26 protein-coding genes and 1 pseudogene are annotated in these 25,602 nt (G+C 72.3%); 17 read left to right on the forward strand and 10 right to left on the reverse strand.

The window, feature by feature from the left end:
- Positions 1-42 precede the first annotated feature (42 nt).
- A complete protein-coding gene (locus tag EG812_RS30015; protein ID WP_013735069.1) occupies positions 43-933 on the forward strand; it encodes a DUF2567 domain-containing protein in 891 nt (296 codons plus the stop codon).
- Here EG812_RS30015 and EG812_RS00860 read toward each other — a convergent pair.
- Positions 845-1,546, reverse strand: a complete 702-nt coding sequence (locus tag EG812_RS00860) for an LON peptidase substrate-binding domain-containing protein (RefSeq protein ID WP_013735068.1) — start codon at positions 1,544-1,546, stop codon at positions 845-847. The two genes, EG812_RS30015 and EG812_RS00860, sit on opposite strands and share 89 nt — an antisense overlap.
- 107 nt (positions 1,547-1,653) lie before the next feature.
- On the opposite strand from EG812_RS00860, the gene hisD reads away from it, so the two are divergent.
- From hisD to hisF, 8 genes are read left to right on the forward strand one after another with little or no spacing between them, the layout of a single operon-like run.
- Positions 1,654-2,973 carry a histidinol dehydrogenase gene (gene hisD, locus EG812_RS00865; RefSeq protein WP_126710469.1) on the forward strand — a complete coding sequence of 440 codons (1,320 nt, stop codon included), beginning with the start codon at positions 1,654-1,656 and terminating at the stop codon, positions 2,971-2,973.
- Entirely contained in the window at positions 2,970-4,085 is a 1,116-nt protein-coding gene (locus tag EG812_RS00870) for a histidinol-phosphate transaminase (RefSeq protein WP_126710470.1), read from the forward strand. Before hisD ends, EG812_RS00870 begins: the two co-directional genes overlap by 4 nt.
- Entirely contained in the window at positions 4,085-4,696 is a 612-nt protein-coding gene (hisB, locus tag EG812_RS00875; RefSeq protein ID WP_013735065.1) for an imidazoleglycerol-phosphate dehydratase HisB, read from the forward strand. Before EG812_RS00870 ends, hisB begins: the two co-directional genes overlap by 1 nt.
- A 34-nt stretch (positions 4,697-4,730) precedes the next feature.
- Entirely contained in the window at positions 4,731-4,904 is a 174-nt protein-coding gene (locus EG812_RS29205) for a CG2302 family histidine operon protein (RefSeq protein WP_013735064.1), read from the forward strand.
- On the forward strand, positions 4,901-5,554 hold the full coding sequence (hisH, locus tag EG812_RS00880; protein ID WP_013735063.1) for an imidazole glycerol phosphate synthase subunit HisH: 654 nt from the start codon (positions 4,901-4,903) through the stop codon (positions 5,552-5,554). Before EG812_RS29205 ends, hisH begins: the two co-directional genes overlap by 4 nt.
- 51 nt (positions 5,555-5,605) lie before the next feature.
- Entirely contained in the window at positions 5,606-5,929 is a 324-nt protein-coding gene (locus EG812_RS00885; protein WP_102659150.1) for a hypothetical protein, read from the forward strand.
- Positions 5,930-5,948: 19 nt separating this feature from the next.
- Positions 5,949-6,674, forward strand: a complete 726-nt coding sequence (gene priA, locus EG812_RS00890; protein ID WP_126710471.1) for a bifunctional 1-(5-phosphoribosyl)-5-((5-phosphoribosylamino)methylideneamino)imidazole-4-carboxamide isomerase/phosphoribosylanthranilate isomerase PriA — start codon at positions 5,949-5,951, stop codon at positions 6,672-6,674.
- A 10-nt stretch (positions 6,675-6,684) separates the two neighbouring features.
- Positions 6,685-7,452 carry an imidazole glycerol phosphate synthase subunit HisF gene (gene hisF, locus EG812_RS00895; protein ID WP_013735060.1) on the forward strand — a complete coding sequence of 256 codons (768 nt, stop codon included), beginning with the start codon at positions 6,685-6,687 and terminating at the stop codon, positions 7,450-7,452.
- A 12-nt stretch (positions 7,453-7,464) separates the two neighbouring features.
- Here hisF and EG812_RS00900 read toward each other — a convergent pair whose 3' ends face one another.
- Both EG812_RS00900 and yczE read right to left on the reverse strand, forming a co-directional pair.
- Positions 7,465-7,926: a hypothetical protein gene (locus EG812_RS00900; protein WP_013735059.1), complete on the reverse strand. Its 462-nt coding sequence runs from the start codon at positions 7,924-7,926 to the stop codon at positions 7,465-7,467.
- 143 nt (positions 7,927-8,069) lie between these two features.
- The gene (gene yczE, locus EG812_RS00905) at positions 8,070-8,726 is read right to left on the reverse strand and encodes a membrane protein YczE (RefSeq protein ID WP_126710472.1); all 657 of its coding nucleotides are present in this window, start codon (positions 8,724-8,726) and stop codon (positions 8,070-8,072) included.
- 58 nt (positions 8,727-8,784) lie between these two features.
- Here yczE and yczR point away from each other — a divergent pair, with 58 nt between their 5' ends.
- Positions 8,785-10,242: a MocR-like transcription factor YczR gene (gene yczR / locus EG812_RS00910; RefSeq protein ID WP_043721521.1), complete on the forward strand. Its 1,458-nt coding sequence runs from the start codon at positions 8,785-8,787 to the stop codon at positions 10,240-10,242.
- Between the two features lie 56 nt (positions 10,243-10,298).
- Positions 10,299-11,597 carry a low temperature requirement protein A gene (locus EG812_RS00915; RefSeq protein ID WP_233579328.1) on the forward strand — a complete coding sequence of 433 codons (1,299 nt, stop codon included), beginning with the start codon at positions 10,299-10,301 and terminating at the stop codon, positions 11,595-11,597.
- A 75-nt stretch (positions 11,598-11,672) separates the two neighbouring features.
- On the opposite strand, the gene EG812_RS00920 is transcribed toward EG812_RS00915, so the two are convergent.
- The 3 genes from EG812_RS00920 to EG812_RS00930 form a co-directional block, all read right to left on the reverse strand.
- The gene (locus tag EG812_RS00920) at positions 11,673-13,496 is read right to left on the reverse strand and encodes an AMP-dependent synthetase/ligase (RefSeq protein ID WP_013735056.1); all 1,824 of its coding nucleotides are present in this window, start codon (positions 13,494-13,496) and stop codon (positions 11,673-11,675) included.
- Positions 13,497-13,636: 140 nt separating this feature from the next.
- Positions 13,637-14,569: a terpene synthase family protein gene (locus EG812_RS00925; RefSeq protein WP_126710473.1), complete on the reverse strand. Its 933-nt coding sequence runs from the start codon at positions 14,567-14,569 to the stop codon at positions 13,637-13,639.
- 125 nt (positions 14,570-14,694) lie between these two features.
- Positions 14,695-15,324, reverse strand: coding sequence for a TIGR03085 family metal-binding protein (locus tag EG812_RS00930; RefSeq protein WP_126710474.1), 630 nt, complete (start codon positions 15,322-15,324; stop codon positions 14,695-14,697).
- A 160-nt stretch (positions 15,325-15,484) separates the two neighbouring features.
- On the opposite strand from EG812_RS00930, the gene EG812_RS00935 reads away from it, so the two are divergent.
- Together EG812_RS00935 and EG812_RS00940 are read left to right on the forward strand one after the other, a co-directional pair.
- The gene (locus EG812_RS00935) at positions 15,485-17,353 is read left to right on the forward strand and encodes an ABC transporter ATP-binding protein (protein ID WP_050814640.1); all 1,869 of its coding nucleotides are present in this window, start codon (positions 15,485-15,487) and stop codon (positions 17,351-17,353) included.
- A gap of 91 nt (positions 17,354-17,444) precedes the next feature.
- Positions 17,445-19,214, forward strand: a complete 1,770-nt coding sequence (locus EG812_RS00940) for an ABC transporter ATP-binding protein (RefSeq protein ID WP_126710475.1) — start codon at positions 17,445-17,447, stop codon at positions 19,212-19,214.
- Here the strand turns inward: EG812_RS00940 and EG812_RS00945 are convergent, their stop codons facing one another.
- The 3 genes from EG812_RS00945 to EG812_RS00955 all read right to left on the reverse strand — a co-directional run bounded on the left by EG812_RS00945 (position 19,215) and on the right by EG812_RS00955 (position 21,364).
- Positions 19,215-19,805, reverse strand: coding sequence for a TetR/AcrR family transcriptional regulator (locus EG812_RS00945; protein ID WP_013735051.1), 591 nt, complete (start codon positions 19,803-19,805; stop codon positions 19,215-19,217).
- Between the two features lie 72 nt (positions 19,806-19,877).
- Positions 19,878-20,633: an ABC transporter permease gene (locus EG812_RS00950; RefSeq protein ID WP_126710476.1), complete on the reverse strand. Its 756-nt coding sequence runs from the start codon at positions 20,631-20,633 to the stop codon at positions 19,878-19,880.
- Positions 20,633-21,364 carry an ABC transporter ATP-binding protein gene (locus EG812_RS00955; RefSeq protein ID WP_013735049.1) on the reverse strand — a complete coding sequence of 244 codons (732 nt, stop codon included), beginning with the start codon at positions 21,362-21,364 and terminating at the stop codon, positions 20,633-20,635. The genes EG812_RS00950 and EG812_RS00955 overlap by 1 nt, the downstream gene beginning before the upstream one ends.
- Before the next feature lie 580 nt (positions 21,365-21,944).
- Here EG812_RS00955 and EG812_RS29420 point away from each other — a divergent pair.
- From EG812_RS29420 to EG812_RS00970, 4 genes and pseudogenes are all read left to right on the forward strand, one after another.
- Positions 21,945-22,178: pseudogene (locus tag EG812_RS29420) on the forward strand (phosphoribosyl-AMP cyclohydrolase); the annotation flags it as partial.
- Positions 22,179-22,472: 294 nt separating this feature from the next.
- Positions 22,473-22,901 (forward strand): phosphoribosyl-AMP cyclohydrolase, encoded by a 429-nt coding sequence (gene hisI / locus EG812_RS29425; protein WP_126711057.1) that lies wholly within the window; start codon positions 22,473-22,475, stop codon positions 22,899-22,901.
- Entirely contained in the window at positions 22,898-24,451 is a 1,554-nt protein-coding gene (locus EG812_RS00965) for an anthranilate synthase component I (RefSeq protein ID WP_126710477.1), read from the forward strand. Before hisI ends, EG812_RS00965 begins: the two co-directional genes overlap by 4 nt.
- A complete protein-coding gene (locus EG812_RS00970) occupies positions 24,448-24,975 on the forward strand; it encodes a Trp biosynthesis-associated membrane protein (protein WP_126710478.1) in 528 nt (175 codons plus the stop codon). Before EG812_RS00965 ends, EG812_RS00970 begins: the two co-directional genes overlap by 4 nt.
- A 112-nt stretch (positions 24,976-25,087) precedes the next feature.
- Here EG812_RS00970 and EG812_RS00975 read toward each other — a convergent pair whose 3' ends face one another.
- A complete protein-coding gene (locus EG812_RS00975) occupies positions 25,088-25,339 on the reverse strand; it encodes a hypothetical protein (protein WP_043721515.1) in 252 nt (83 codons plus the stop codon).
- Between the last annotated feature and the right edge of the window lie 263 nt (positions 25,340-25,602).

Genomic DNA, 25,602 nt, shown 5'->3' on the forward strand with positions numbered 1-25,602 from the left:
ACACCGTGTACACCTCGCGTCGGAAACTGCGAGGATCATCGGGTGAGCCCGGAGATCCCCGCCGTCGAACCGCCCGCAGCTGCCTGGCCGACCGACCCGCAGGCCCGCGTCGACCCACCCCGCCGGAATCTGGCGGTCGGCGGGGCGGTCGTGCTCTGCCTGACCCTGCTCGGTGTGCCGTTGGGGCTGCTGTGGGCGGCGATCTCCCCGGCCACCCCGGTGATCAAGACCGCTGACGGCGCGGTCTACGGCCAGCCTCAGCCGGAGCAGCCGGTCGCCGCTGACGGCTGGTTCAGCCTGCTCGGCCTGGCCTTCGGGGTGCTCGCCGGGCTCGCCGTGTGGTTCGTGCTGCGCCGTCGCCGGGGCCCGGTCGGGCTGTTCGCGGTGGTGGTCGGCGCGTTGGCCGCCGCGGTGGTCGCCTGGCAGGTCGGTCGCCGGGTCGGGCTGAGCACATACGAGCGTCTGCTGGACACCGCGCCGGCGGGCACCGCCTTCACCAAGCCTGCCGACCTGCGGGCCGGTGGGATCGAGCTGTTCCTCGGCGTGCTGCCGGTGCCGCACGGCAACCTGCTCCTGCCCGCGTTCGGCGCCGCGGTGACGTACACCCTGCTGGCTGGTTGGTCGCGGTGGCCCTCGCTGCGCCCCGAGCCGGAGCCCGACGTGGCCCTGCTGTACCCGGCGGCCGGCTACCCGCCGGGCGTACCCGGACCGGCACCCTGGCCGGCCGTGCCGGGCGCGGGCGGTGGCTACCCGCCCGCCGGACCCGGCGTCGGACCGGCCGGCCCGTTCCCGGGGGCGGTCGGGCCGAACGGGTTCGGTCCGGAGTCGGCCGCGCCGGGCGGGGTCAGTTCGGGCCAGGCGGGGGCGTGGCCAGCTCCGCCAGCGGCACCGGAACCGCCCGCACCTGGCGCAGCAGAGCCGCCTCGCGGTTGAGCAGGGTCAGCTCGGCGCGCAGCCGGGCCGCCGTGTCGTCGATCGCGAGCAGCCGCTGCCGGTCCGCCACGCTCAGCGCCGCGGTCGCGGCCACCAGGTGGGAGAGCACGGTCGGATCCTCCGGCAGCTGTTCGGTCAGCTGACCGGCCTCGGGACGCATCAGGCCGAGGTACTGCCGGAAGACGGCGATCACCCGCGCCGCCAACAGGTTGGCCGACTCGTCCGGACCGGTCGGCTCGGGCAGCCAGCTCACCTCGGCGGTCAGGTACGGCGCGGCCTGCCGGTCGAGCTGTTCTACCCGGAACCGGCGTCGCCCCACGGTGACGATGTCGAAGCCACCGTCGGCCAACTCGGTGACCTGCCGCAGCTCGGCGGTGCAGCCCACCTCGTGCAGCGTCACCTCCCCGTTGCCCGCGACGACCCGGCCGGGGGCGGGCGCCACCTCCCAGCCGCTGCGGATGGCCACCACCCCGAACTCGCGTGGCGCCCCCTCGGGCAGCTGCATCAGGTGCCGGACCAGGGCGCGGTAGCGCTCCTCGAAGATGTGCAGTGGCAGCACCAGCCCGGGAAAGAGCACCGTGGCGAGCGGGAACACCGGCAGCCGTGCGGTCACGGAATCGAGGGTAGCCGCACCGGCCGCGTGACGAGTGTCCCGGCTCACCGTCCCGGCGTACGGGCGGCGCGGGTCGCTTCCGCACAGGGCCGCCTAGACTCGCAGGGGTGTTGAACCGTATCGACCTGCGCGGCGGTGTGTCCGACCCGCGTGACCTGCTGCCTCGTGCCCAGCTCGACGTCTCGGTGGCCGTCGAGCAGATCCGTCCGCTCGTGACGGCGGTCCGTGAGCATGGTTACTCGGCGGTCCGCGAGGCCAGCGAGCGGTTCGACGGGGTGGCGCCGGAGGTGCTGCGGGTGCCCGTCGAGGCCATCGCGGCGGCGGAGAGCACGCTCGACCCACAGGTGCGGGCCGCGTTGCTGGAGGCGATCGCCCGGGTCCGCAAGGTGCACGCCGATCAGCGTCGCGTCGATCACACCACCACGGTGGTGCCGGGCGGCACGGTCACCGAACGCTGGGTCCCGGTCGACCGGGTCGGTCTCTACGTCCCCGGTGGCCTGGCGATGTATCCGTCGACCGTGGTGATGAACGTGGTGCCCGCCCAGGAAGCCGGGGTCCGGTCGCTGGTGGTGGCGAGCCCGCCGCAGAAGGACAACGACGGGCTGCCCGATGCGCGGGTGCTGGCCGCCTGCGCCCTGCTCGGCGTCGACGAGGTCTACGCCGTCGGCGGCGCCCAGGCGGTGGCCATGCTGGCGTACGGCTGTGCGGTCGACGCCGCCGGCAGCGCGCACTGCGCACCCGTCGACATGATCACCGGACCGGGCAACATCTGGGTCACCGCGGCCAAGCGGCTGCTGCGCGGCGTGGTGGGCATCGACGCCGAGGCGGGCCCCACCGAGATCGCGATCCTGGCCGACGACAGCGCCGACCCGGTGCACGTCGCCGCCGACCTGATCAGCCAGGCCGAGCACGACCCACTGGCGGCCAGCGTGCTGGTCACGCCGTCGGTGGCGCTGGCCGACGCGGTGGACCGGGAACTGGTCCGGCAGGTGTCGGCCACCAAGCACGCCGAGCGGGTCGACACCGCGCTGCGCGGACCGCAGAGCGGCATCGTGCTGGTCGACGACCTGGCGGCCGGGCTGCGGGTGGTCGACGCGTACGCGGCGGAGCACCTGGAGATCCAGACGGTCGACGCCCGGGAGTGGGCGATGCGGGTACGCAACGCCGGGGCGATCTTCGTGGGCGCGTACTCGCCGGTGTCGCTTGGTGACTACTGCGCCGGCTCCAACCACGTGCTGCCCACCGGCGGTTGTGCCCGACACTCGTCCGGGTTGTCGGTGCAGTCCTTCCTACGCGGCATCCACCTGGTGGAGTACACCGAGGCGGCGCTGCGGGAGGTCGCACCGCACGTGGTCACCCTGGCCACCGTCGAGGATCTGCCGGCGCACGGCCAAGCGGTCAGCCTCCGCTTCCCGGAGATGTCATGACCCGGCTGGAGGACCTGCCGATCCGGGACGACCTGCGCGGCCGGTCGCCGTACGGCGCTCCGCAGTTGGACGTGCCGGTGCGGCTGAACACCAACGAGAACTCCTACCCGGTGCCCGACGAGGTGGTCGAGGCGATCGGCAAGGCGGTCGCGGCCGAGTTGCGGGACCTCAACCGCTATCCGGATCGCGACGCGCTGGCGTTGCGCGCCGACCTGGCCGCCTACCTCGGTCACGGGCTCACCGCCGAGGGGGTGTGGGCGGCCAACGGCTCCAACGAGATCCAGCAGCAGCTGCTCCAGGCGTTCGGTGGCCCGGGGCGGGTCGCGCTGGGCTTCGTTCCGGCGTACTCGATGCATCCGTTGCTGGCGCTGGGCACCGGCACCCGCTGGGTGCCGGCCCACCGGGGCGTCGACTTCGGTCTGACCGTCGGCGAGGCGGTGGCCCAGGTCCGCGAACACCGCCCGGACGTGGTCTTCCTCTGCTCGCCGAACAACCCCACCGGTACCGCGCTCGACCCGGCGGTGATCTCCGCCGTGCTGGACGTCGCACCGGGAATGGTGGTGGTCGACGAGGCGTACGCCGAGTTCGCCCGCCCGGGGACGGTCAGCGCGCTGGCGGTGCTGCCCGGTCACCCGCGGCTGGTGGTCACCCGCACGATGAGCAAGGCGTTCGGGTTCGCCGGTGGCCGGCTGGGCTACCTGGCGGCCGATCCTGCGGTGGTGGACGCGGTGCAGCTGGTCCGCCTGCCGTACCACCTCTCCGCGCTCACCCAGGCTGCCGCCCGGGCCGCGCTGGCGCACCGCGACGCCCTGCTCGGCACGGTCGCCGCGATCATGCAGCAGCGCGACCGGATCGTCACCGAGCTGCGTCGTCGTGGTCTGCGGGTGGCCGACAGCGACGCCAACTTCGTGCTGTACGCCGTCGGCGGTGACCAGACCCTGGCCTGGCAGGCGATGCTGGATCATGGTGTGCTGGTCCGCGACGTCGGGCTGCCCGGCTGGCTGCGGGTGACCGCGGGCACGCCCGCCGAGACCGACGCCTTCCTGGCAGCCATCGATCAGATCCAGCGCGCGGGCCTGCCAGCCCCGCAGCCGCGACCGAAAGGCACATGATGAGCCGGACCGCCCGGGTGGAGCGGATCACCAAGGAGACCAAGGTCCTGGTCGAGATCGACCTGGACGGCGCCGGAGCGGCGGAGATCAGCACCGGGGTCGGCTTCTACGACCACATGCTGCACCAGATCGCCCGGCACGGCGGCTTCGACCTGACCGTCCAGACCGTGGGTGACCTGGAGATCGACGCGCACCACACGATGGAGGACACCGCGCTGGCGCTCGGCGCCGCGTTCGACCAGGCGCTGGGGGACAAGGCCGGCATCCGCCGGTACGGCTCGGCCACCGTCCCGATGGACGAGGTGCTGGTCCGGGCCGCCGTCGACCTGTCCGGTCGGCCGTACGTGGTGCACGACGAGCCGCTGCTGACCCCGTACATCGGGCCGGTCTACCCGACCAGCATGACCCGGCACATCTGGGAGTCCTTCGGCCAGGCTGCCCGGATCACCCTGCACGTGGACGTGCTGCGGGCGGCCCGTCCGGGCGGTCACCCGGACGCCCACCACGTGGTGGAGGCGCAGTTCAAGGCGGTGTCCAGGGCCCTGCGGGAGGCCACCGCGATCGATCCGCGCTCGGCCGGGGTCATCCCCAGCACGAAGGGTGCGCTGTGATGGCCGCCGGGCGGTACGGGCGGGGGTGGCGGCGATGAGCTCGATCCTGCCGACCCTGCTGTTGATCTTCGCCGGTGTGCTGGTGGGTGGGACCTGGTCCCTGCACCGGCAGGGTGCCCCGCGCGGGGCCGTCGTGGTCACCGCCCTGCTGGCGGTGCTGGCCACCGTGGCCGGGGTGCTGTGGCTGCTGCCCGGGGAGGGATCGTGACGGACCGCGACACCCCCCGGCCCCGGGTGGTGGTGCTCGACTACGGCTCGGGCAACCTGCGTTCCGCCGAGCGGGCCCTGGCCGCCGCCGGTGCCGACGTCACGGTCACCGACGACCTGGTCGCCGCGGCCGACGCCGACGGTCTGGTGGTGCCCGGCGTCGGTGCCTTCGCCGCCTGCATGGCCGGCATCGAGGCGCTCGGCGCCGGCCCGGTGATCGCCGGGCGGGTCGCCGCCGGCCGTCCGGTGCTGGGCATCTGCGTGGGCATGCAGATCCTCTTCGAGTCCGGCGACGAACACGGCGTGATCACCAAGGGGCTGGGTCTGCTGCCGGGCAACGTGACGCGGTTGCCCGCCGCCCGGCTGCCGCACATGGGCTGGAACACCGTCGCGCCGCCGGTCGGCTCGGTGCTGTTCGCCGGTTTGCCGGCCGACAGCCGGTTCTACTTCGTGCACTCGTACGCCGTCTGCGACCCCACCGCACTTCTCGCGGCCGGCGCCCGGGTCACCACCGCCCACCACGACGCCGATTTCGTCGCCGCGGTGGAGCGGGGGCCCCTGTCGGCCGCCCAGTTCCACCCGGAGAAGTCCGCCGACACCGGTGCCACGTTGCTGCGCAACTGGCTGGCCACCGTACCCACCGATGGCTGAACCGAACGGCCGGCCGGTCGGGTCCGACGGCCGGGTGTCGTGGAGGCCGCGGTGAGCAAGGAGCGAGCCCGCCGCCGTGCGGCCCGGGAGGCGGAGGCGGCGCGCCGACGGGTGGCCCGGGAACGGGCGCTGGCCCGCCGGGCCCGACGCCGGGCGCTGATCCGGCGGATGGTGCCGACCGTACGACGGGGTCGGACGGGACGTCTGTTGAGGTACTCGCGCCGCGAACGGGCCACCATCGTGGCGCTGACCCTGGCGGCGATCGCGCTGATCTGGGTGCTCGTGCCCGACCTGGCGCTGCGCGTCGTGTTGATCGTGCTGTTGCTGCTCGTACTGCCGGTGATCGTGGTGGTCGCCCTGGACCGCCGTTCCTGATCTGGAAGGACAAAGACACGTGAGCCTCACTCTGTTGCCCGCCGTGGACGTCGCCGACGGCCAGGCCGTCCGGCTCGTACAGGGCGCTGCCGGCAGCGAGACCACCTACGGCGACCCGCTGGAGGCCGCCCTGGCGTGGCAGCGGGACGGGGCCGAGTGGATTCACCTGGTCGACCTGGATGCGGCGTTCGGCCGGGGTTCCAACGCCGCACTGCTCGCCGAGGTGGTGCGCCGTCTCGACGTGCAGGTGGAGTTGTCCGGTGGCATCCGCGACGACGCCTCCCTGCATGCCGCCTTGGCCACCGGCGCGACCCGGGTGAACATCGGCACCGCCGCCCTGGAGGATCCGCAGTGGTGTGACCGGATCTGCGGCGAGTACGGCGACCGGGTCGCGATCGGCCTGGACGTGCGGGGCCGTACCCTCGCGGCCCGGGGCTGGACCCGCGACGGCGGCGACCTGTACGAGGTGCTGGAGCGGCTCGACAAGGCCGGTGCCGCCCGGTACGTGGTGACCGACATCACCAAGGACGGCACCATGCGCGGGCCGAACCTGGACCTGCTGCGGGAGGTGTGCGCCCGCACCGACGCGCCGGTGATCGCCTCCGGCGGTGTCTCGACGCTTGACGACCTGCGTGCGCTGGCCACCCTGGAACCGATCGGCGTCGAGGGCGTGATCGCCGGGAAGGCGCTCTACGCCGGCGCCTTCACCGTCGCGGAGGCCCTCCAGGCCCTCGCCGAGCAGTGAGGATCTGGTCATGACGGTGGCGGTACGGGTGATCCCCTGTCTCGACGTGGACGCGGGTCGGGTGGTCAAGGGCGTCAACTTCCTCGACCTGCGTGACGCCGGTGACCCGGTCGAGTTGGCGGCGGCCTACGACCGGGCCGGCGCGGACGAGTTGACCTTCCTCGACGTGACCGCCTCGTCCAGTGACCGGGGCACCATGCTGGACGTGGTGCGGCGTACCGCCGAGTCGGTCTTCATTCCGTTGACCGTCGGCGGTGGTGTGCGGGCGGTCGCGGACGTGGACACCCTGCTGCGTGCCGGTGCGGACAAGGTCGGGGTGAACACCGCGGCGATCGCCCGGCCCGAGTTGATCGCCGAGATCGCCGACCGGTTCGGTCGGCAGGTGCTGGTGCTCTCGCTGGACGTGCGCCGGGCCCCGGCCGGCACCACCCCGAGCGGCTTCGAGGTCACCACGCACGGCGGCCGGCGCGGCACCGGGCTGGACGCCGTGCAGTGGGCGCAGCGGGTCGCGGAGTTGGGCGCCGGTGAGATCCTGCTCAACTCCATGGACGCCGACGGCACCAAGGCCGGCTTCGACCTCGAACTGATCGGCGCGGTACGCCGGGTGGTGGACGTGCCCGTGGTGGCCAGCGGCGGCGCGGGCGAGGTGGCGCACTTCCCGCCGGCGATCGGCGCCGGGGCCGACGCGGTGCTGGCCGCCAGCGTCTTCCACTTCGGTGAGCTGACCGTCGGCGAGGTCAAGGACGCGCTGCGGACGGCAGGTCACCCCGTTCGCTGACGCCCTGCGCGGTCAGCTGCGCCCGGAGTGCCCTTCGGGGGACTGCCGGGGCATCGGGATGGTCCGCACCAGATATTCCTGCACGGCGGCGGCGTGCTCGGCCTCATCCAGGTGCCATTCGGCGGTGCCCGGCGCGTGCCGGCGGTCGAGCACGCTCTGCACGGTGTCGACAGTGGTGGCCAGCCCGGCGGTGGGTCGGGAGCGCCAGAGCCGCTCCCCGGCCGGGGTGATCCGGAACCAGCCGTCGGCGACGTCGACCAGGCCGGCGCCGAGCAGCCGCCGGATCGCCTCTTCGATGTCGTGCCGTTCGGGGATGCTCTGGTCGAGATGGTCGGCCGTGGAGAGCACGTCGGCCAGGCGTACGCCCTCGGGGCGGCGGGTGGTCGGAGACCGCCGGTGCCGCCCCGCGCCGCTGGCGATCACCAACGAGACGAAGATCCATGCATCGGTCCGACGCCAGGCGTTCTCCCCCATGTGAAGATTCTGCCGTCCGATCGGTGCCATGAAAACACCACCCACCCATGCGTTACGCCACGTAATGTGCGGGCTCGAATGGTCGACGTTGACCTGGCTCTCGTTCGCGGACGCGCGGCGACGATGGTTGCGTTGAGTGATTGTCAGGCGGTCGGGGCCGTCTCGATCCGCGGTGTCGTCGTCCCGGGGTGCGGCTCCGGCACGTCGAACCGGGGCAGGAAGAACTGCGCCAGCGGCCCGATGGCCAGCGCGTAGGCGATCGTGCCGACGCCGAGTTTGCCGCCCAGCAGCGCGCCCACGGCCAGCACCACGACCTCCATGACGGTACGGACCAGGCGCAGCGACCTTCCGGGTCGGCGGGCGGTGAAGCCGGTCATCAGCCCGTCGCGGGGGCCGGGCCCGAGGCGGGCGCCGAGGTAGAGGGCGGTGGCCATACCGTTGCCCACGATCCCGGCAGTGAGCAGGGCGATCTGGGCGGCGAGCGGTTCCACCGGTGGCAGCAGGGCCAGGGTCAGGTCGACCGCCAGGCCGACCACGACGGCATTGGCGAGGGTGCCGATGCCGGGCCGTTGCCGCAGCGGGATCCAGGCCAGCAGGACCAGCAGGCCGACGGCGATGACCACCGTGCCCATGCTGAGGCCGGTGAGTCGGGACACGCCCTGGTGGAACACGTCCCACGGGTTCAGGCCGAGTTCGGAGCGGACCATCAAAGCCATGCTGGCGCCGTAGAGGAGCAGCCCGCCGAAGAGTTGCACCAGGCGCCGGACCGGACGGTGGCGCAGGTTGCCAATGAGCATCACGCATGCCACCCTAGGGGCCAATTCGCGCCTTTGAAGAGCCAATATTCGGGGAGTGGCTGTGACAAGTCAGGTGCGGGGAGCCCAATTGGCCCGCCTGCTCGGGCAATGGCATGCGCTCCCGGGTCGTCGACGCAGTCCGGACTACGCCGCGCTGGCCGGTGCCGTACGGGGCCTGCTCGCCGACGGGCGGCTACCGCTGGGCGTACGCCTGCCGGCCGAGCGGGACCTGGCCGAGGCGTTGCAGATCAGCCGTACCACCGTCACCGCCGCCTACCGCGAGTTGCGCGACAGCGGGCACCTGGCCAGCCGGCGCGGCGCGGGCAGTTGGACGATGCTGCCCGGGACGCACCGGGTGGCCAGCAACGGGCTGTGGATCCCGCTGGACGACCGGGAGATGCTCGACCTCGGCGTGGCGGCGTTGGCCGCACCGCCGGAGCTGCTGCCGGCCGCCCGTGCGGCGGCCGAGGACCTGCCGCGCTACCTCGGCGGGGCCGGCTACCACCCGATCGGGATCATCGAGCTGCGGGAGGCGGTGGCACAGGCGTACGTCGACCGTGGGCTGCCCACCTCACCGGACCAGATCATGGTCACCAACGGCACCCAGCACGCGCTGGACCTGGTGCTGCGGCTGGCACTGGCCCCCGGTGGCAGCGTGCTTGTCGAGTCGCCGAGCTACCCCAACGCGCTGGCCGCGCTCGCCGCCCGACGGGCCCGGATCACCACCCACGGCCTGTCCGCCGAGCTCGACGGCTGGGACGCCGACCTGATGCTCGGCTCGCTGCGCCAGGTGCGCCCGCGCGTCGCGTACCTGATCCCCGACTTCCAGAACCCGACCGGCCACCTGATGCCGGCCGAGCTGCGGGAACGACTGGTGGCCACCGCCCACGCGGTCGGCACCGACCTGGTGATCGACGAGTCGTTCGTGGACCTGTCGCTGGACGACGCCGTGCTGCCGCCGCCGACCGCCAGCTTCGACAGGCACTCCCGGGTCGTCAGCATCGGCGGCATGAGCAAACCGTTCTGGGGCGGACTGCGGATCGGCTGGATCCGTGCCTCCGCCCCGCAGGTGCAGCGGCTGGCCGCCGCCCGGGTGGGCGTCGACATGGCGAGCCCGGTGCTGGACCAACTGGTCGCCGTGCACCTGATGGCCGCCGCGCCGGCCATCGTGGCCGCCCGGCGGGCGCAGCTGACCGAACAACGCGACGCGTTGCTCGGCGCGCTGGCCGCGCGGCTGCCGGAGTGGCGGGTGAGCGTGCCGCGCGGTGGCGTCACGCTCTGGGCCGAGCTGGACGGGCCGATCTCCAGCGCCCTGGCGCGGGCGGCCGAGGAGGTCGGCGTACGGCTGGCGCCCGGTCCCCGCTTCGGCCTGGACGGCACCCTGGAGCGTTTCCTGCGGCTGCCGTTCACCCTGCCGTCGGCCGACCTGGTCGAGGCGGTCGGACGGATCGCCGCGGTCCGCTACGACCTGGACCGGGGCGGGGCGCCCCGCTGGCGGGAGCCGAGCGTCATCGCCTGAACCGGCACCTGTCGATTCGACCCCGCCGCAGCGGTGCTGGCGGGCAGACTGCCGAGGTGGGCGATGTCGGGCGGGTGCACTGGTCGCGAGGGGTGTGGCCGAACGCGCCCGGTTCCCGCGTCACCCGCCTGGAACTCTTCTACGACCTGGTCTTCGTCTTCGCCTTCATCCGGGTCACCACGCTCACCGCGGAGACGCCCACCGCCCGCGGACTGGTGCAGTGCCTGATCGTGCTGGCGCTGCTCTGGTGGGCGTGGACCGGCTTCGCGGTGGTCGGCAACGTGGTCCGTACCGACCAGGGCGTCCTGCCGTTCCTCACGTTCGCCACGACGGCCGCGGCCTTCGTGTTCACCCTCGCCATGTCGCAGGCGTTCCGGGACCGGCCCGGCGACCTTTCCGGCCCGCTGGTCTTCGCCGTCTGCTACTTCGCGGTGCGGGCCAGCCAGGTGGCCATCCTCGGGTGGCTGGCTCACGGCGATCCGGAGTTGCGCCGCCGTTTCCTGCTCGTGGCCGGGCGTGGACTGCTCGTCGGGGTGCTGGTGCTGGCCGCCGCGCTGCTGCCGCAGTCGTTGACCACCGAGACGGGCGAGATCAGTCTGCGGCTGACGCTGTGGATCGTCGCGCTGGCCGTGGAGTACGGCGCCGGGTTGTTGTTGCGGGGCAGCGGCTGGACGGTGCTGTCGGCCGGTCACTGGGCGGAACGGCACGCGCTGATCGTGCTGGTGGCGCTCGGCGAGACGATCATCGCCCTCGGGTTGGGCGGCGGAGTCGACACCGAGTCGCCGTTGACCTGGCGGGTGGTCGTCGCGGCGTTGCTCGCCGTGGCGGTGGTCAGCTCGTGGTGGTGGGCGTACTTCGACACCATGGCGTTGGCCATGGAGCAGGTGCTGCACCGCACCCGGGACCGGCTGGCCCGGGCCGTGCTGGCCCGGGATGCGTACACCTATCTGCATCTGCTGCTGGTCGCCGGCCCGATCCTGTTCGCCCTGGGACTCAAGGGCCTGATCGGCGGGCGGGGCACCCCGGGCGGCGAGTTGCCCGTCTTCGATCTGGCGGTGCTCTTTGGCGGGGCGGCGACCTACCTGGTCGGGTTGGTGGCGCTCGGCTGGCGGGTGTTGCGCCTGGTGCGGTGGCCGAGCCTGGCCGCGGTGGCCGGGTTGGCGCTGCTGGCGCCGGTCGCCGCGCGGCTGCCGGCGGTGACGGCGCTGGCGCTGCTCACCGGGATCATGCTGGTGGCGACGGTGGTGCAGACGTGGGTGGACGCACCGCTGCGCCGCGAGGTGCGCGAGACGGCGTGGGCCGAGCAGGTCGCCGCCGAGGCCGAGCAGTCCGAGTGGCGTCGACGGCACCTGTGAGCGGCCCGACCTGGCTGCGCGCCGAGCCGGCCCCGCGGGCGGGGCCGGCTCGGCCAGGTGCGCGCGGGCGTGCCGTCAGAGCTCGACGACGGTGCCGGTGTACATCTTGTCGATCTCGGTGGAGAAGTTGCTCTCCACCCCGCGACGCTTGATCTTCAACGACGGGGTGATCTCGCCGTCCTCGATGGTCAGGTCACGCGGCAGAATGGTGACCCGCTTGATGGTCTCCCAGCGGTTGAGCTTGCTGTTCAGTTGCGCGACGTACTCCTCGACCATCGCCTTCGCCTCCGGCGAGGCGACGATCTCGGCGTACGGCCGACCCTCCAGCGGCGTGCCCGCCGCCCAGCCGGCGATGGCGTCCGGGTCGAGCGTGACAAGCATGGTGCAGTAGTTGCGGGCCTGGCCGATGACGACGGCCTGCGAGGTGTACGGGCAGGTCGCCTTGAACATGCCTTCGATGTACGACGGGGCGACGTACTTGCCGCCGGAGGTCTTGACCAGGTCCTTCTTCCGGTCGGTGATGCGCAGGTAGCCGTCGGCGTCGAGGTCGCCGATGTCGCCGGTGCGGAAGAATCCGTCCTCGGTGAAGGCGGCGGCGGTCTCCTCGGGCAGGTTGTGGTAGCCACGCATCACCGGTCGACCCTTGATCAGGATCTCGCCGTCAGAGTCGATGCGGCACTCCAGGTCGCCCATCGCCTTGCCCACCGTGCCGATGCGCAGCCCGTCCGGCGGATTGACGAAGTTGCCGGCGCTGGACTCGGTGAGCCCGTAGCCCTCGGAGATCGGCAGGTTCGCGGCGGCGAAGAAGGTGGCGATCTCCGGGCTGAGCGGGGCGGCCCCCGACACCAGGACCCGGATCCGGCCACCGAGGCGGGCCTGGAGCTTGCTGAAGACCAGCTTCTCGGCCAGCGCGTACTTGAACTTCAGCCCGCCGGGCAGCGGCTTGCCGGCCTGCTCCAGGGCGACCTTCTCCTTGCCGACCCCGACCGCCCAGGCGAAGATCTTCGCCTTCGCGCCACCGGCGTCCTGCGCGGTGGTCACCGACTTGTTGTAGACCTTCTCGAAGACCCGGGGCGCACCGCACATCAGCGTCGGCCGGACCACCGAGAGCAACTCGACAAGCTTGTCGACCCGACCGTCGACGTACGTCGGCAGGCCCACGTGGGTGGCGCCGCAGAGCAACGTCTTGCCGAACGAGTGCGACAGCGGCAGCCAGAGGTACTGCAGGTCGTCGTCGCGCAGCAGCCCGACCGCCTCCTGCGCGACACCCTCCCAGCACCAGCCGCCGTGCAGCAACTCGACGCCCTTGGGTCGGCCGGTGGTGCCGGAGGTGTAGATCAGGGTGGCCAGGTGGTCGGGACCGATCTTGGCGACCAGGCGTTCGACCAGTTCCGGATCGTCGGCGAGCCGCTCGGCGCCCTGCTGTTCGAGCTGAGCGAGGGTCAGCTGGGGGATGGCCGCCGACGGGTCCGGCTCACCATCGATGAGGACCACGTGGGTCAGCGCGGGCAGCTGCGCACCGGCGATCTTCGCCGCCTGTCCCGGATCCTCGGCGAACAGCACCTTCGAACCGGAGTCGGAGATGATGTAGGTGGCGTCGTCGGGTTCGGTGGTCGGGTAGACCGTGGTCGTCGCGCCACCGGCACACATGATGCCGAAATCGGCGATGATCCAGTCGAGTCGCGTGTTCGCCAGGATCGCCACCGGATCCTCCTGGCCGACACCCAGACCGTGCAGACCGGCGGCGACCGCCTTGGCCCGCTCGGCGACCTGGGACCAGGTCAGCCAGACCGGGGCGTTGTCCGGACCGGGGCGACCGAAAGCGTGACGATCCGGGGTGGCTGCCACGCGCTTGAGGAACATGTCAGGAATGGAGCGGTACGGTACATCGAGAGCCATCGCTGTAGCCGCCTTCAGGGGGGTGGAGGCGTGACCATCGTCACGGCCGGTGTTGGTTACCGAAGGGTATTGCCTGTGCGGGGCATCGGCTAGACCTCCGGATCATCCACCAGGCCCGTTTCCCGTGCCGAATGCCTGTCTCAGGCGTACCGCTCCGCTGCCAGGGACCAGTCGTAGGTGGCCCGGATCCAGTTCCGTCGCGTCGTCAACGCCGGTCGTACCGCGTCGCCGTGCTGCGCCAGCAGGTTGCTCTCGGTGCTCAGATAGGTGCCGAGTTCGTGGTTGAAGCGAGCCGCGGCGGCCCGCATCGCCGCCCGCTCGTCCCCGGTCTCCCGGCTCAGCACGGTGACCAGGTTGTGCGCGTCCGGGCCGGTCCGGTGCTCCTTGCGGTACGAGAAGACGTCGTTGCACCAGCAGATCAGGTTGGCGGCGATCAACTCCAGGGCGGCCCACTGCGGGTCGGCCCGGCGTTCGGCCGGCGGCAGACCGTCCAGGGCCAGGTCGGTCAGGGCGAGGCTGGGGAACACGCCGCCGGTGTGCCGGCGCATCTGCACGTACTCGTGCACCGGAGGCACCCGGTCGTGCTCCCGGTTGGCCGCCTCCCACAGCAGCGCGAGCAGGTATTCCCGCATGGCGGCGGTGAACCGCAGCATTACGGCCGGCCGTCCGTAGGCGCGCACCCGCCGGCACAGGTCGGCCAACGCCAGCCCCAGCGGGCCGGCGGCCGGTACGGTGCCCGGCCCACCGTGCAGGTCCAGCACGTCCAGCAGGGCCGCCGCGGTGGGCGAGAGACGCGTCGGATCATTGCCCAGACCGTCCTCGTCGCAGGCGTCGTCCATCACGAACAGCCAGGTGATCAGGTCGGAGAGCAGGCGCAGGCGGTCACGGGGTGCCTGTGGGCAGGCCCGGCTGGCGAGCCCGGCGGCGTCGGCCCGATGCAGTCGCTGTCCGTTACTGATCAGCCCTAGCTCTTGTGCCCAGGTTGCGCTTTCCCGAGCCACCACTTCGGTGTCGCTGTGCTGGGTCGTGGTGAAGGGGGGCTCGTGCAGTACCGAGAGCGCTAAGGTTCGCATGGAGTTCCTTGTTCCGCCGCCCCCGGAGCGGAGCGGCGCGGCCAGAGTACGGGAGCCTCGATCAACGCAGGGTGTTGGCTGTATAACGTTTCGATTCTGTTCACTGGCTGCTTCTGCACATTTGGCTAAAAGCCCAGCTTGGCGTCGCGTAGCCGATCCGCCAGGCCAGGGGCGCCGTCGATCTCCACTTGCGCCACCCGCTGCCGACCGGACAGGAACAGGATCAGCTCGCCCGGCGCGCCCACCAGCCGCAGCGGTTCACCGCCCCGGCCGGTGGCCACCTCGCCGTGCCCCGGCGCGGCGACTGTCAACTGGGCCGGGAACCGGCGTAGCGCCATCCGCGCCAGGGTGGAGCTGCGCCGCCACAGTGCCTGGTCCAGTTCGGCCGGCAACTGGCGCGGCTGCCACTGCGGCTGGGCCCGGCGTACGTCCTCGTGATGGATGAAGAACTCCATCATGTTGGCCAACTCGTCGGTCAACGGGTTGCTCATCGGGCTCCACACCGGAGGGTGGCGTACCTGGTCGAGCAGTTGCGCCCAGTCGCCCGCCGCGACCTGCCGGCGGATCCGCTCGCCGCGATCGCGCAGCGGGGCGAGCACGAGGCCGGCGGCGGCGTCCGGTCGACGCTCGCGTACCACGAGGTGTGCGGCGAGGTCGCGAACCGTCCAACCCTCGTTGATGGTGGGGGCGTCCGGTCCCAACCCTGACATCAGATCGGTGAGCGCTTGGCGTTCGGATCGGGCGTACCGCGGCATGACTGCGATGGTAGGTGCAACTGACCGGTCCTGCCGGGTTCGCCGGTGCGCCGGTTGCTCCGGCCGGAGGTGACGTCGGACATATCACCCGGGGTCGGCGGGACGAGCGGGCAACGGTAAGGATGAGAGAGGATACTGGCGGCTTACGGCGGGGGAGACAGTGGCGAGCGGGACAAGTCGGGACGTGCTCGGTCGCGGGCTGGGCGTCCTGGGACGGGCCATCCGCGAACAGCCGAGGATCTTCGCGGTCGCGGTCAGCGGCAGCGTGCTGTTCGGCGCGATGGTGGTGGCCAGCGCATTCGTGGTCGGTCGGGTGGTCGGCGACGTGGTGGTCCCGGCGATCGAGCGCGGCTCGGTCGGGGTGAGCGCCCTGGCCATCGCGGCCACCGCGCTGTTCGGGCTCAGCGTGCTGCGGGTGGTCGGCATCTTCGGTCGGCGACTCGGCGCGGGATACATGCAGTACCGCCTCCAGGCCGATTACCGGCGTCGGGTCACCCGCCGCTACCTCGACCTGCCGTTGTCCTGGCACCACCGCAACGCCACCGGCACCCTGCTGTCCAACGCGAACTCCGACGTGGAGGCGGCCTGGCAACCGATCGCCCCGCTGCCCTTCGCGGTCGGCACGCTGGTGATGCTGGTCGGCGCGGTGTCGTCGCTCTTCTTCACCGACTGGGCGCTGGCCCTGGTCGGGCTGGCGGTGTTCCCGGCACTGTTCGCGCTCAACGTCGCCTACTCCCGGCGGATGGCACCGCGGCAGGCCCGCGCCCAGCGGCTGCGGGCCGAGGTCAGCGGGATCGCCCACGAGAGCTTCGACGGCGCGCTGGTGGTCAAGACGATGGGCCGGGAGAGTCAGGAGACCGCCCGGTTCGCCGACCGGACCGGACAGCTGCGCGACGCGTTGATCTCCGTGGGCCGGCTGCGCGGCATCTTCGATCCGATGCTGGAGACCCTGCCCAGCCTCGGCACCCTGGCGGTGCTGGTGGTCGGTGCGTACCGCCTGCGCCAGGGGGCCATCGACGTGGCGGAGCTGGTCAGCGTGGCCTTCCTCTTCACCGTGCTGGCGTTTCCGGTGCGGGCGATCGGCTGGGTGCTGGCCGAACTGCCGCGCAGCGTCGCCGGCTGGGACCGGGTCAGCCGGGTGCTCGACGCCACCGGCGAGATGCCGTACGGCGAGCAGCGGCTCGCCCCCACCGCCGCGCCGGCCTCGCTCACCTTCACCGACGTCGGCTTCGCCTACGAGCCCGCCGAAGCGCACCTGCCCGGCGCGCAGGTGCTCGGCGAGGTCTCCTTCACCGTCGAGCCCGGCAGGACCGTCGCCCTGGTCGGGCCGACCGGCTCCGGCAAATCGACAATCGCTTCGCTGGCCGTGCGGCTGGTGGACCCGCTGGCCGGCGCGGTCCGCATCGACGGGGTCGACGTGCGGCAGTTGACCGCGGATTCGCTCGCCGCCAACGCCGCCCTGGTCGCGCAGGTGCCGTTCATCTTCGACGACACGATCCGGGCGAACGTCTCGCTGGACCGGCCGGGCATCGACGACGAGGTGGTCTGGAGCGCGTTGCGGTTGGCCGAGGCCGACGGCTTCGTCGCCGCCCTGCCCGACGGACTGGACACCATGGTCGGCGAGCGGGGCACCTCGCTCTCCGGCGGCCAACGGCAGCGCCTCACCCTGGCCCGGGCGTTGGCCGGGCGACCCCGGCTGCTGGTGCTCGACGACGCGACAAGCGCGGTCGACCCTCGGGTGGAGGCCGCCATCCTGGCCGGGCTGCGCTCGTCGGCGACCGGTGGTCCCGGCGCGTCGATCCTGGTGGTGGCGTACCGCCGGGCCACCATCGCGCTCGCCGACGAGGTCATCTACCTGGAGCAGGGCCGGGTGCTCGCCCGCGGCACCCACTCGACGTTGCTGGCCACCGTGCCGGGCTACGCCGACCTGGTCACCGCCTACGAACAGGCCGAGGTCGACCCCGAGAGCACAGCGCAGGACTACGACGAGGTGGCCCCCCTGCCCTCCGGCCTGGAGGTGGACCGGTGACCGCGAGGAAGGTAGGGAACGAAGGGTGGGTCCGGTGAGCGCGAGGAACGCGGCGCAGCGCAGTCCCGCGGTCGGGAACGAAGGTGGACCGGTGAACGCGGCGTCGGAACGGGTCGAGTCGACCTGGGCGACGCTGCGCCGGGGCCTGGCCCTGTCCCCGGAGTTGCGGGTGGGCCTGGCCGGCACGCTCGGTCTGGCGTTGGTCTACATGCTCGGCCGGGTGGCCGTACCGGTGGCCGTGCAGCAGGGCATCGACCGGGGCATCGTCGGTGGGCTCGACCTGAACGCCCTGTTCGTCGTGGTGGCGGTGACCGCTGCCGTGCTGGTGGTGACCACCGCCTGCGGCTACCTGATGATGCGACGACTGTTCACCGTCAGCGAGACCGCGCTGGCCGGCGTACGGGTGCGGGCCTTCCGGCACGTGCACGACCTGTCGATGTTGCACCAGCAGTCCGAGCGGCGGGGTTCGCTGGTGTCCCGGGTGACCAGCGACGTCGACCAGATCACCCAGTTCCTCCAGTGGGGTGGCGTGATCCTGCTGGTCAACCTGGGGCAGTTGGCGGTCACCACAGTGGTGATGCTGGCGTACTCCTGGCAGTTGACCCTGGTGGTCTTCGCCGCCTTCGTACCGGCGGTCCTGGTGATCCGGCTGCTGCAGCGCCGACTGGCCGCCGCGTACGGGGTGGTCCGGCAGCGGACCGGCGCGTTGCTCGGCGCGGTCGGTGAGAGCGTGGTGGGTGCGCCGGTGATCCGGGCGTACGGCATCGCCGGGCGCACCGCCCGGCGACTGGACCAGGCGATCGACAGTCAACGGCAGGCCCAGCAGAAGGCGATCCGGATCAGCATTCTGGGCAGTTCGGTCGGCGAGCTGGCCGCCGGGGTGGCGCTGGCCGGGGTGGTGGTCGTCGGTGTGCTTCTCGGCGCCGACCAGACGCTGAGCATCGGTGAGGTCACCGCGTTCCTGTTCCTCGTGACGTTGTTCATCCAGCCCGTGCAGATCGCCACGGAGGTGCTCAACGAGGCGCAGAACGCGATCGCCGGCTGGCGTCGGGTGCTGGATGTGCTGGACGTGTCCCCGGACGTGGCCGACCCGGGCGAGCAGGGGCGGGAGTTGCCGCCCGGCCCGCTGGACATCCGGTTCGCCGGGGTGAGTTTCGCCTACCCGAACGGCCCGACGGTGCTGCACGACGTCAGCCTGGAGATCCCGGCGAAGAGCCGGGTGGCGGTGGTCGGCGAGACCGGCAGCGGCAAGACCACCTTCGCCAAGCTGCTCACCCGACTGATGGACCCGACCCAGGGCGACGTGCTGCTCTCCGGGGTGCCACTGACCGACGTCCGGTTCGACTCGCTGCGTTCCCGGGTGGTGATGGTGCCGCAGGACGGCTTCCTGTTCGACGCCACCGTCGCCGACAACGTCCGCTTCGGTCGCCCCGAGTTGACCGACGAGCAGCTCACCGCCGCCTTCACCGAGTTGGGGCTGAGTGACTGGCTGGACGGTCTGCCGGCCGGGTTGGCCACCGGGGTCGGCGAGCGTGGTGAGGCGTTGAGCGTGGGGGAGCGGCAGTTGGTCGCGTTGGCCCGGGCGTACGTCGCCGATCCGGACCTGCTGGTGCTGGACGAGGCGACAAGCGCCGTCGACCCGGCCACGGAGGTCCGGCTGCAACGGACCCTGGACGCGGTGACCCGGGGCCGGACCACCCTGGCCATCGCGCACCGGCTCTCCACGGCGCAGAGCGCCGACGAGGTGATCATGGTGGACCGGGGCCGGATCGTGCAGCGCGGTCCGCACGACGAGTTGGTCGCCGACCCGGATTCGGTCTACGGCCTGCTCTACGCCTCCTGGCTGGAACAGACCCGCTGATCAGAGTGGGGCGGTGAGGTAGCGCCCGATGGTGGGGGCGATCGCGGCGACCAGGACCTCGGGATCGGCGGTGGCGATCGGCTCCAGCCGGATCACGTGCCGCATCACCGCCAGCCCGACCAGTTGGCTGGCCAGCAGTGACCCGCGTAGCGGCACCTCCGCCGGGTCGACGTCGACGTGGTCGAGGATCGGGCGCAGCACGTGGATGGTGACGAACTCGCGCAGCAGCCGGGCGGTCCATTCGTTGCTGACCGCGGAGCGCAGCATGGCGATCCCGGCGGTGCCGGCGGGGGAGTCCCACACCGAGAGGAAGGTCCGCACGATCCGTTCGCCGAGGCCCGCGCGGTCGCCGGCGAGCACCGCGGGCAGCACCTCCCGGGGGTCGAACGGCGCCTGCATGGCGGCCAGGAAGAGCTGGTCCTTGCTGCCGAAGTAGTGGTGCACCAGGGCCGGGTCCACTCCGGCGGCGGCGGCGATGGCCCGGATCGTGCTGCCGTCGTACCCCCGCTGCCCGAAGGTGGCCCGGGCCGCGTCGAGGATCGCCTCGCGGGTCGCCGGGTTGCCGGGGCGTCGACCGGTCCGCCGTGCCATCGTCCTCCTTCCGCTCGGTGCCACGCCGCGTCCGGGCCGCCGACGTGTCAGCCGGCGGCCCGGACGCGGGTGTCAGCTGCTGCGTCGTCGCAGGGTGGCCGCGGCGAGCAGCAGCGCCAGCACCGCCACGGCGGCGACCACGGCCACGTCGCGCCACATCGTGGCGGTCGGCTCGGCGTGCGCGCCCACCTCCTGCAGAGCCTCGACGGCGTACGTCAGGGGCAGCGCGTCGCTTACCGCCTGCAACCAGCCGGCCATCTGCTCCCTCGGTACGAACAGCCCGCAGAGCAGCAGCTGCGGCGCGACCACGACCGGCATGAACTGTACGGCCTGGAATTCGGTGCGGGCGAAGGCGCTGCACAGCAGGCCGAGCGCGACGGCGAGCACCGCGTTCAACGCGGCGATCATGATCACCAACCCGCTGCTGCCGGCGGTGTGCAGGCCGAAGACCCAGTACGCCACGGCCGAGGCGATGGTGGCCTGTACCGCGCCGGCCAGCCCGAAGGCGATGCCGTACCCGAAGAGCAGGTCGGCCTTGGCCAGCGGCGTGGTCAGCAGTCGTTCCAGCGTGCCGCTGGTCCGCTCGCGGAGCATGGCGATGCTTGTCACCAGGAACATGATGATGAACGGGAAGAAGCCGAGCATGACCAGCGCGATCCGGTCGAAGGCGGACGACGTTCCCGGCACGCTGGGCTGGTCGGCGTACATGTAGTAGACAAGCGTGAGCAGCACGGTGGGCACCACCACGAGCAGGGCCACCGTACGCCGGTCGTGGCGCAGTTGACGCAGGATGCGCCCGACGGTGGCGACGAGAATCCGGCTGTTCATCACGCCTCCCCGGCCTGCGTCGTCTCGGCCGCCCTGATCAGCCGCAGGAACGCCTCGTCGAGGTCGTCCACCCCGGCGGCGGACCGGACGGCGTCCGGCGTGTCGTCGGCGACCAGCCGTCCGGCGCGGATCAGCAGCAGCCGGTCGCAGCGGGCCGCCTCGTCCATCACGTGACTCGACACCAGCAGCGTCGTCCCGGCCGCGGCCAGTTCGTGGAAGCGGGCCCAGAGGTCGGCGCGCAGCACCGGATCCTGACCGACAGTCGGTTCGTCGAGCACGATCAACTCCGGGTCACCGACAAGTACGCAGGCCAGTGATGCCCGGCTGCGCTGCCCACCGGAGAGGTTGCCCACCAACTGTCGTGCCGCGGCGGCCAGACCCACGTCGGCCACAGCCCGGTCCGCCTCGTCCGCGCCCCGGCCGTGGAGGGTGGCGAAGTAGCGGGCGTTCTCCCGGACCGTGAGGTCGGCGTAGACGCTCGGCGCCTGGGTCAGGTAGCCGACCCGGTGCCGCAGACCCGCCGAGCCGGCCGGCTGACCCAGCACCGTCACCGCGCCGGCCGTGATCACCTGCACTCCGACGATCGCCCGCATCAGCGTGGTCTTGCCGCTTCCGCTCGGCCCGAGCAGCCCGGTGACCGAGCCGCCGGGAACGACGGCGTCGATGCCGTCCAGAACTCGCCGTCCGCCCCGGTCCACGACCAGGCCCCGGACGGCGATCGCGTCGACCATCGTCCACCTCCCAACAAACTCATCAACTGTTGAAATCAACGCTAGTTGAATTAGGTCGACCGGGAAAGGCCGGAAGTGAATCGCGGGCTGATACCACGGGCAACTAATGATTTAACGGACACAGAGTCCGTCATCGGGCATTGCGCCTAGATCGGACCTGCGGCAGGATGGCGCAGTGGATCACGCTCCGTCATCGGACAGCCGATTCTTCGACGACTGGACCGCACGGCTGCGGGCGAGCGCCGACCGACCCGTGGTGGGCATTCTGCTCCGCGGCAGCCACGCCCGTCGGGCCGCCACCGCCCACAGCGACGTCGACGTCGACGTTCTGGTCGGCGGTGGTGCGCCGTACGCGGCCCGCCGGGCCTACATCGCGGAGCATTCCGGCCGGCTGACCCACGTCTCGGTCGCGGCTCGGGACATCCGGTCGTGGGTGACCCGACTGGGCGAACCGGCCGACTGGGCGTTCGGCCTGCCCGTGACGGCCCCCGCCCGGCTGCTGTGGGCGGATCCGCGCTGGCGGGCCCGGATCGACCTGCCGGTGCTCTGCCAGCCTGCCGACGAGCCACGGCTGGAGGAAATGATCGCCAGCCTCGGCAAGGTGGCCTCGGCCCGGGACGCCGACGACCGGCTCGGGGTCCGGCTGGCCGCCGCCGACCTGGCGCGGCTCTGCCCCTCGGTGCTGCGACTGGCCAATCCCTCCGTACGGGTGGTGTCCCGCCGGTCGGCGTTCACCGCCGCGCTCGACCTGCCGGTGGCACCCGCCGGCTACCGCGAGGCCATGCTGCGCTGTCTCGGGTTGCGGCCCGGCTCGACCCGCCAACTGTGGGCCGCCGCGGCCCGCCTGGTGGCCGGCACCCTCCCGTTGATCCGCCCGTACGCCGCCGAGGTGGCGGAGGTCGGCGGCGCGGACCTCGCCGCCGCCCTGCTCGACGGCCGGCTGGACCGCTACGTGGCCCAGCTGGGCCACCCCGTGGTCCCGCCCCAGCACACCGGCCAGGAGTCCGCCGCCGTGCCGTCGCCAGGTCGCGAGTCGACCGGGGCGGTGCCGTCCGACGGTCGGGAGGCCGCTGGGGTACCCGCTCCGCGTGCGGAACAATGGCTAACTGTGCCCGTACCTGACGCGCCGGTGACCGGCGCCCACCGCGAAGCGTCGCCCCCGCCCGGCGGCCCGGACCGGCCGTCCCGGCTCGACCCGGCGATCGCCGCCCGGCTGCGCCGGACCCCCGACGGCCTGGTGGCCGCCGTGGTCCGTCAGCACGACAGCGGTGAGGTGCTGATGGTCGCCTGGATGGACGACGAGGCCCTGCACCGCACCCTGACCACCGGCCGGGCCACCTACTGGTCGCGCAGCCGCCGGGAGTACTGGGTCAAGGGCGCCACGTCGGGCCACCACCAGTACGTCCGCTCGGTCGCGCTGGACTGTGACGGCGATGCCGTGCTGGTCAGCGTCGACCAGGTGGGTGCCGCCTGCCACACCGGGCAGCGCACCTGCTTCCACACCGAGCTTCCGGTCACCGGCGAGGTGACCTCGTGACCGACGGTCGGGTGAGCCCCGACGAGACCACCTTCACCGAACTGGCGGCCCGCTGGCGGGTGGTGCCGGTGACCCGCCGGCTGCTCGCCGACGCGGAGACGCCGGTCGGGGTCTACCGCAAGCTCGCCGGTGGCCCCGGCACCTTCCTGCTGGAATCCGCCGAACAGGGCGTCGGCTCGGCGGGGCTGGCCTGGGCCCGGTACTCCTTCGTCGGCGTACGCAGCAGCGCCACCCTTGTCGAACGGGACGGCGCGGCGGCCTGGCTCGGCACGCCCCCGGCCGGACTGCCGATCACCGGCGACCCGGTCGAGGTGCTGCGGGCCACGGTGGCCGCGCTGGCCGGCCCACCCGGCGACCCGCAGGGCGGGATGCCGCCGCTGACCGGGGGCATGGTCGGCTACCTCGGTTACGACCTGATCCGGCGCTTCGAGCGGCTGCCCGCGCTCACCGAGGACGACCTGGCCGTACCCGAACTGGGCATGATGCTCGCCACCGACCTGGTGGTGCTCGACCACTTCGACGGCTCGGCGATCCTGGTCGCCAACGCGATCCTGCCCCCGCAGGACGAGCCGGGCCGCGAAGCGCTGGTCGCCGCCGCGTACCACCACGCGGTGGGTCGGCTGGACGCGATGACCACCGCGCTGTCGCGGCCCATCCCGCCGATGGTCTCCACGGTGCACCGCCCACCCGTCGGCGAGGTACGCAGCCGTACCCCCGACGGCGGCTACCCCAAGGCGGTCGAGGCGGCCAAGGAGGCGATCCGGGCCGGCGAGTGCTTCCAGATCGTGCTGGCCCAACGCTTCGAACGGGACACTGCCGCCGACCCGCTGGACGTCTACCGGGTGCTGCGTACCACCAACCCCAGCCCCTACATGTACCTTTTGCGCTTCGACGACTTCGACATCGTCGGTTCGTCGCCCGAGGCGCACCTGAAGGTGACGATCGAGGAGAGCGGCGAGCGGCGCGCCCTGCTGCACCCGATCGCCGGCACCCGCCCGCGCGGCGCGACCCCGGAGGCCGACGCCCGCCTCGCCGCCGAACTGCTCGCCGACCCGAAGGAACGGGCCGAGCACGTCATGCTCGTCGACCTGGGCCGCAACGACCTGGGTCGGGTCTGCCGGCCCGGCACCGTCGAGGTGCCGGAGTTCGCCACCATCGAGCGGTACAGCCACGTCATGCACATCGTCTCGACCGTGGTCGGCACCCTGCGCGAGGACCGTACGGCCTTCGACGCGCTGGCCGCGACGTTCCCGGCGGGCACCCTCTCCGGCGCCCCCAAGGTGCGTGCCATGGAGATCATCGAGGAACTCGAACCGGTACGCCGGGGCCTCTACGGCGGCACGGTCGGCTACTTCGGCTTCGGCGGCGACCTCGACATGGCCATCGCGATCCGGACCGCCCTGATGCGCGCCGGCCGCGCCTACGTCCAGGCCGGTGCCGGCGTGGTGGCCGACTCCGACCCGGCCGCCGAGGACCAGGAGACCCGCAACAAGGCCGCCGCGGTACTGGCAGCCATCGCCGCCGCCGAAACCCTGAGAGCAGCCCGATGACCGACCGACGTGAGTTGGCGTACGCCGTGCTGCTCTGCCTGGCGGGCGCGGGGCTGGCGCTCTGGGCGGTGACCCGCACCTGGGTGGTGGACTCCACCACGTCGTCCGCCCTCGACGAAGGAGGTACCGGCGCCCGACTGCTGCCCTGGCTGCCGGCGCTCGCCCTGGTAGGGCTGGCCGGCGGGGGAGCGGTGCTGGCCACCGGAGGTTGGCTGCGCCGGGTGCTCGGCGCGCTGCTGGCGCTGTTCGGCCTCGCCCTGGCCGGCGGTGGTGGCTACGGGCTGCTGGCGGACCTCGGTGACCAGGTCAGTTCGCAGTGGCCCGCGCTCACCCTGCTCGGTGGCCTGATGGCGACGGCCGGCGGGGCGCTGACCGCGCTGCGCGGAAACCGTTGGCCGGCGATGAGCGCCCGCTACGAACGCCGATCGCGGCGGGACGCCGACACGTCCGGCCCCATCCAGGGTGCCGGCACCGTGGACGCCTGGGAAGCACTGGACCGGGGCGAAGACCCCACGGTGCGCTGAGCGCGGTCAGGCCCTGCGGGCGTCAGGCCACTCGATCCCAGATCGAGCGTGACCAGGGGAAGCTGCCGCGGTCGGGTGGGCGACGTTTGAGTGGCGGGTGCGGCCGGGCTGGTCAGCTGACGGGTTGCCGGTCGCGGGTACGGGCGGCGGCGAGTTCGGCGACCAGCTGGTCGAGGGCGGCGCGCTGGTCGGCGCGGGCACGGTCGGCGCAGATGGCTTCCCAGGCGTTGCCCTGTGCGGTCCGGATCCGGGTCGGACCGACCACGGCGCGCTCGACCGTGTGGACGACACCGACGGCGAGCGACGCGACGGTACGCGAGATGGTGGTGAGTCCGATGGTCTGGTGCGGCGCGGAGGAACTCATGAGAACCCCGAAGAGATCGTCGTGGTAGAGGGGCAAGCGCGTCATTGAGTCTGCCCGAGAACGATGCTGCGCGGCTCACGTTTCGTAGTGATGACTGCAACGTCAACTCTGCGGTAGCTGCCCTGACCAGGCAAAGGGCCGTTCGTCCTTGAGGTAGCTCACAGCATCGACGGCGGTCATCGCGGGTGGTGGGTTCCCGTCGGCCGAGCCTGCGCATGGGCATCTGTCGATGTGGTGGTGACGTAGAGTCACGGTACGTTTGC

Source organism: Verrucosispora sp. FIM060022, from assembly GCF_003977705.1.
Classification (GTDB): Bacteria; Actinomycetota; Actinomycetes; order Mycobacteriales; family Micromonosporaceae; genus Micromonospora; species Micromonospora gifhornensis.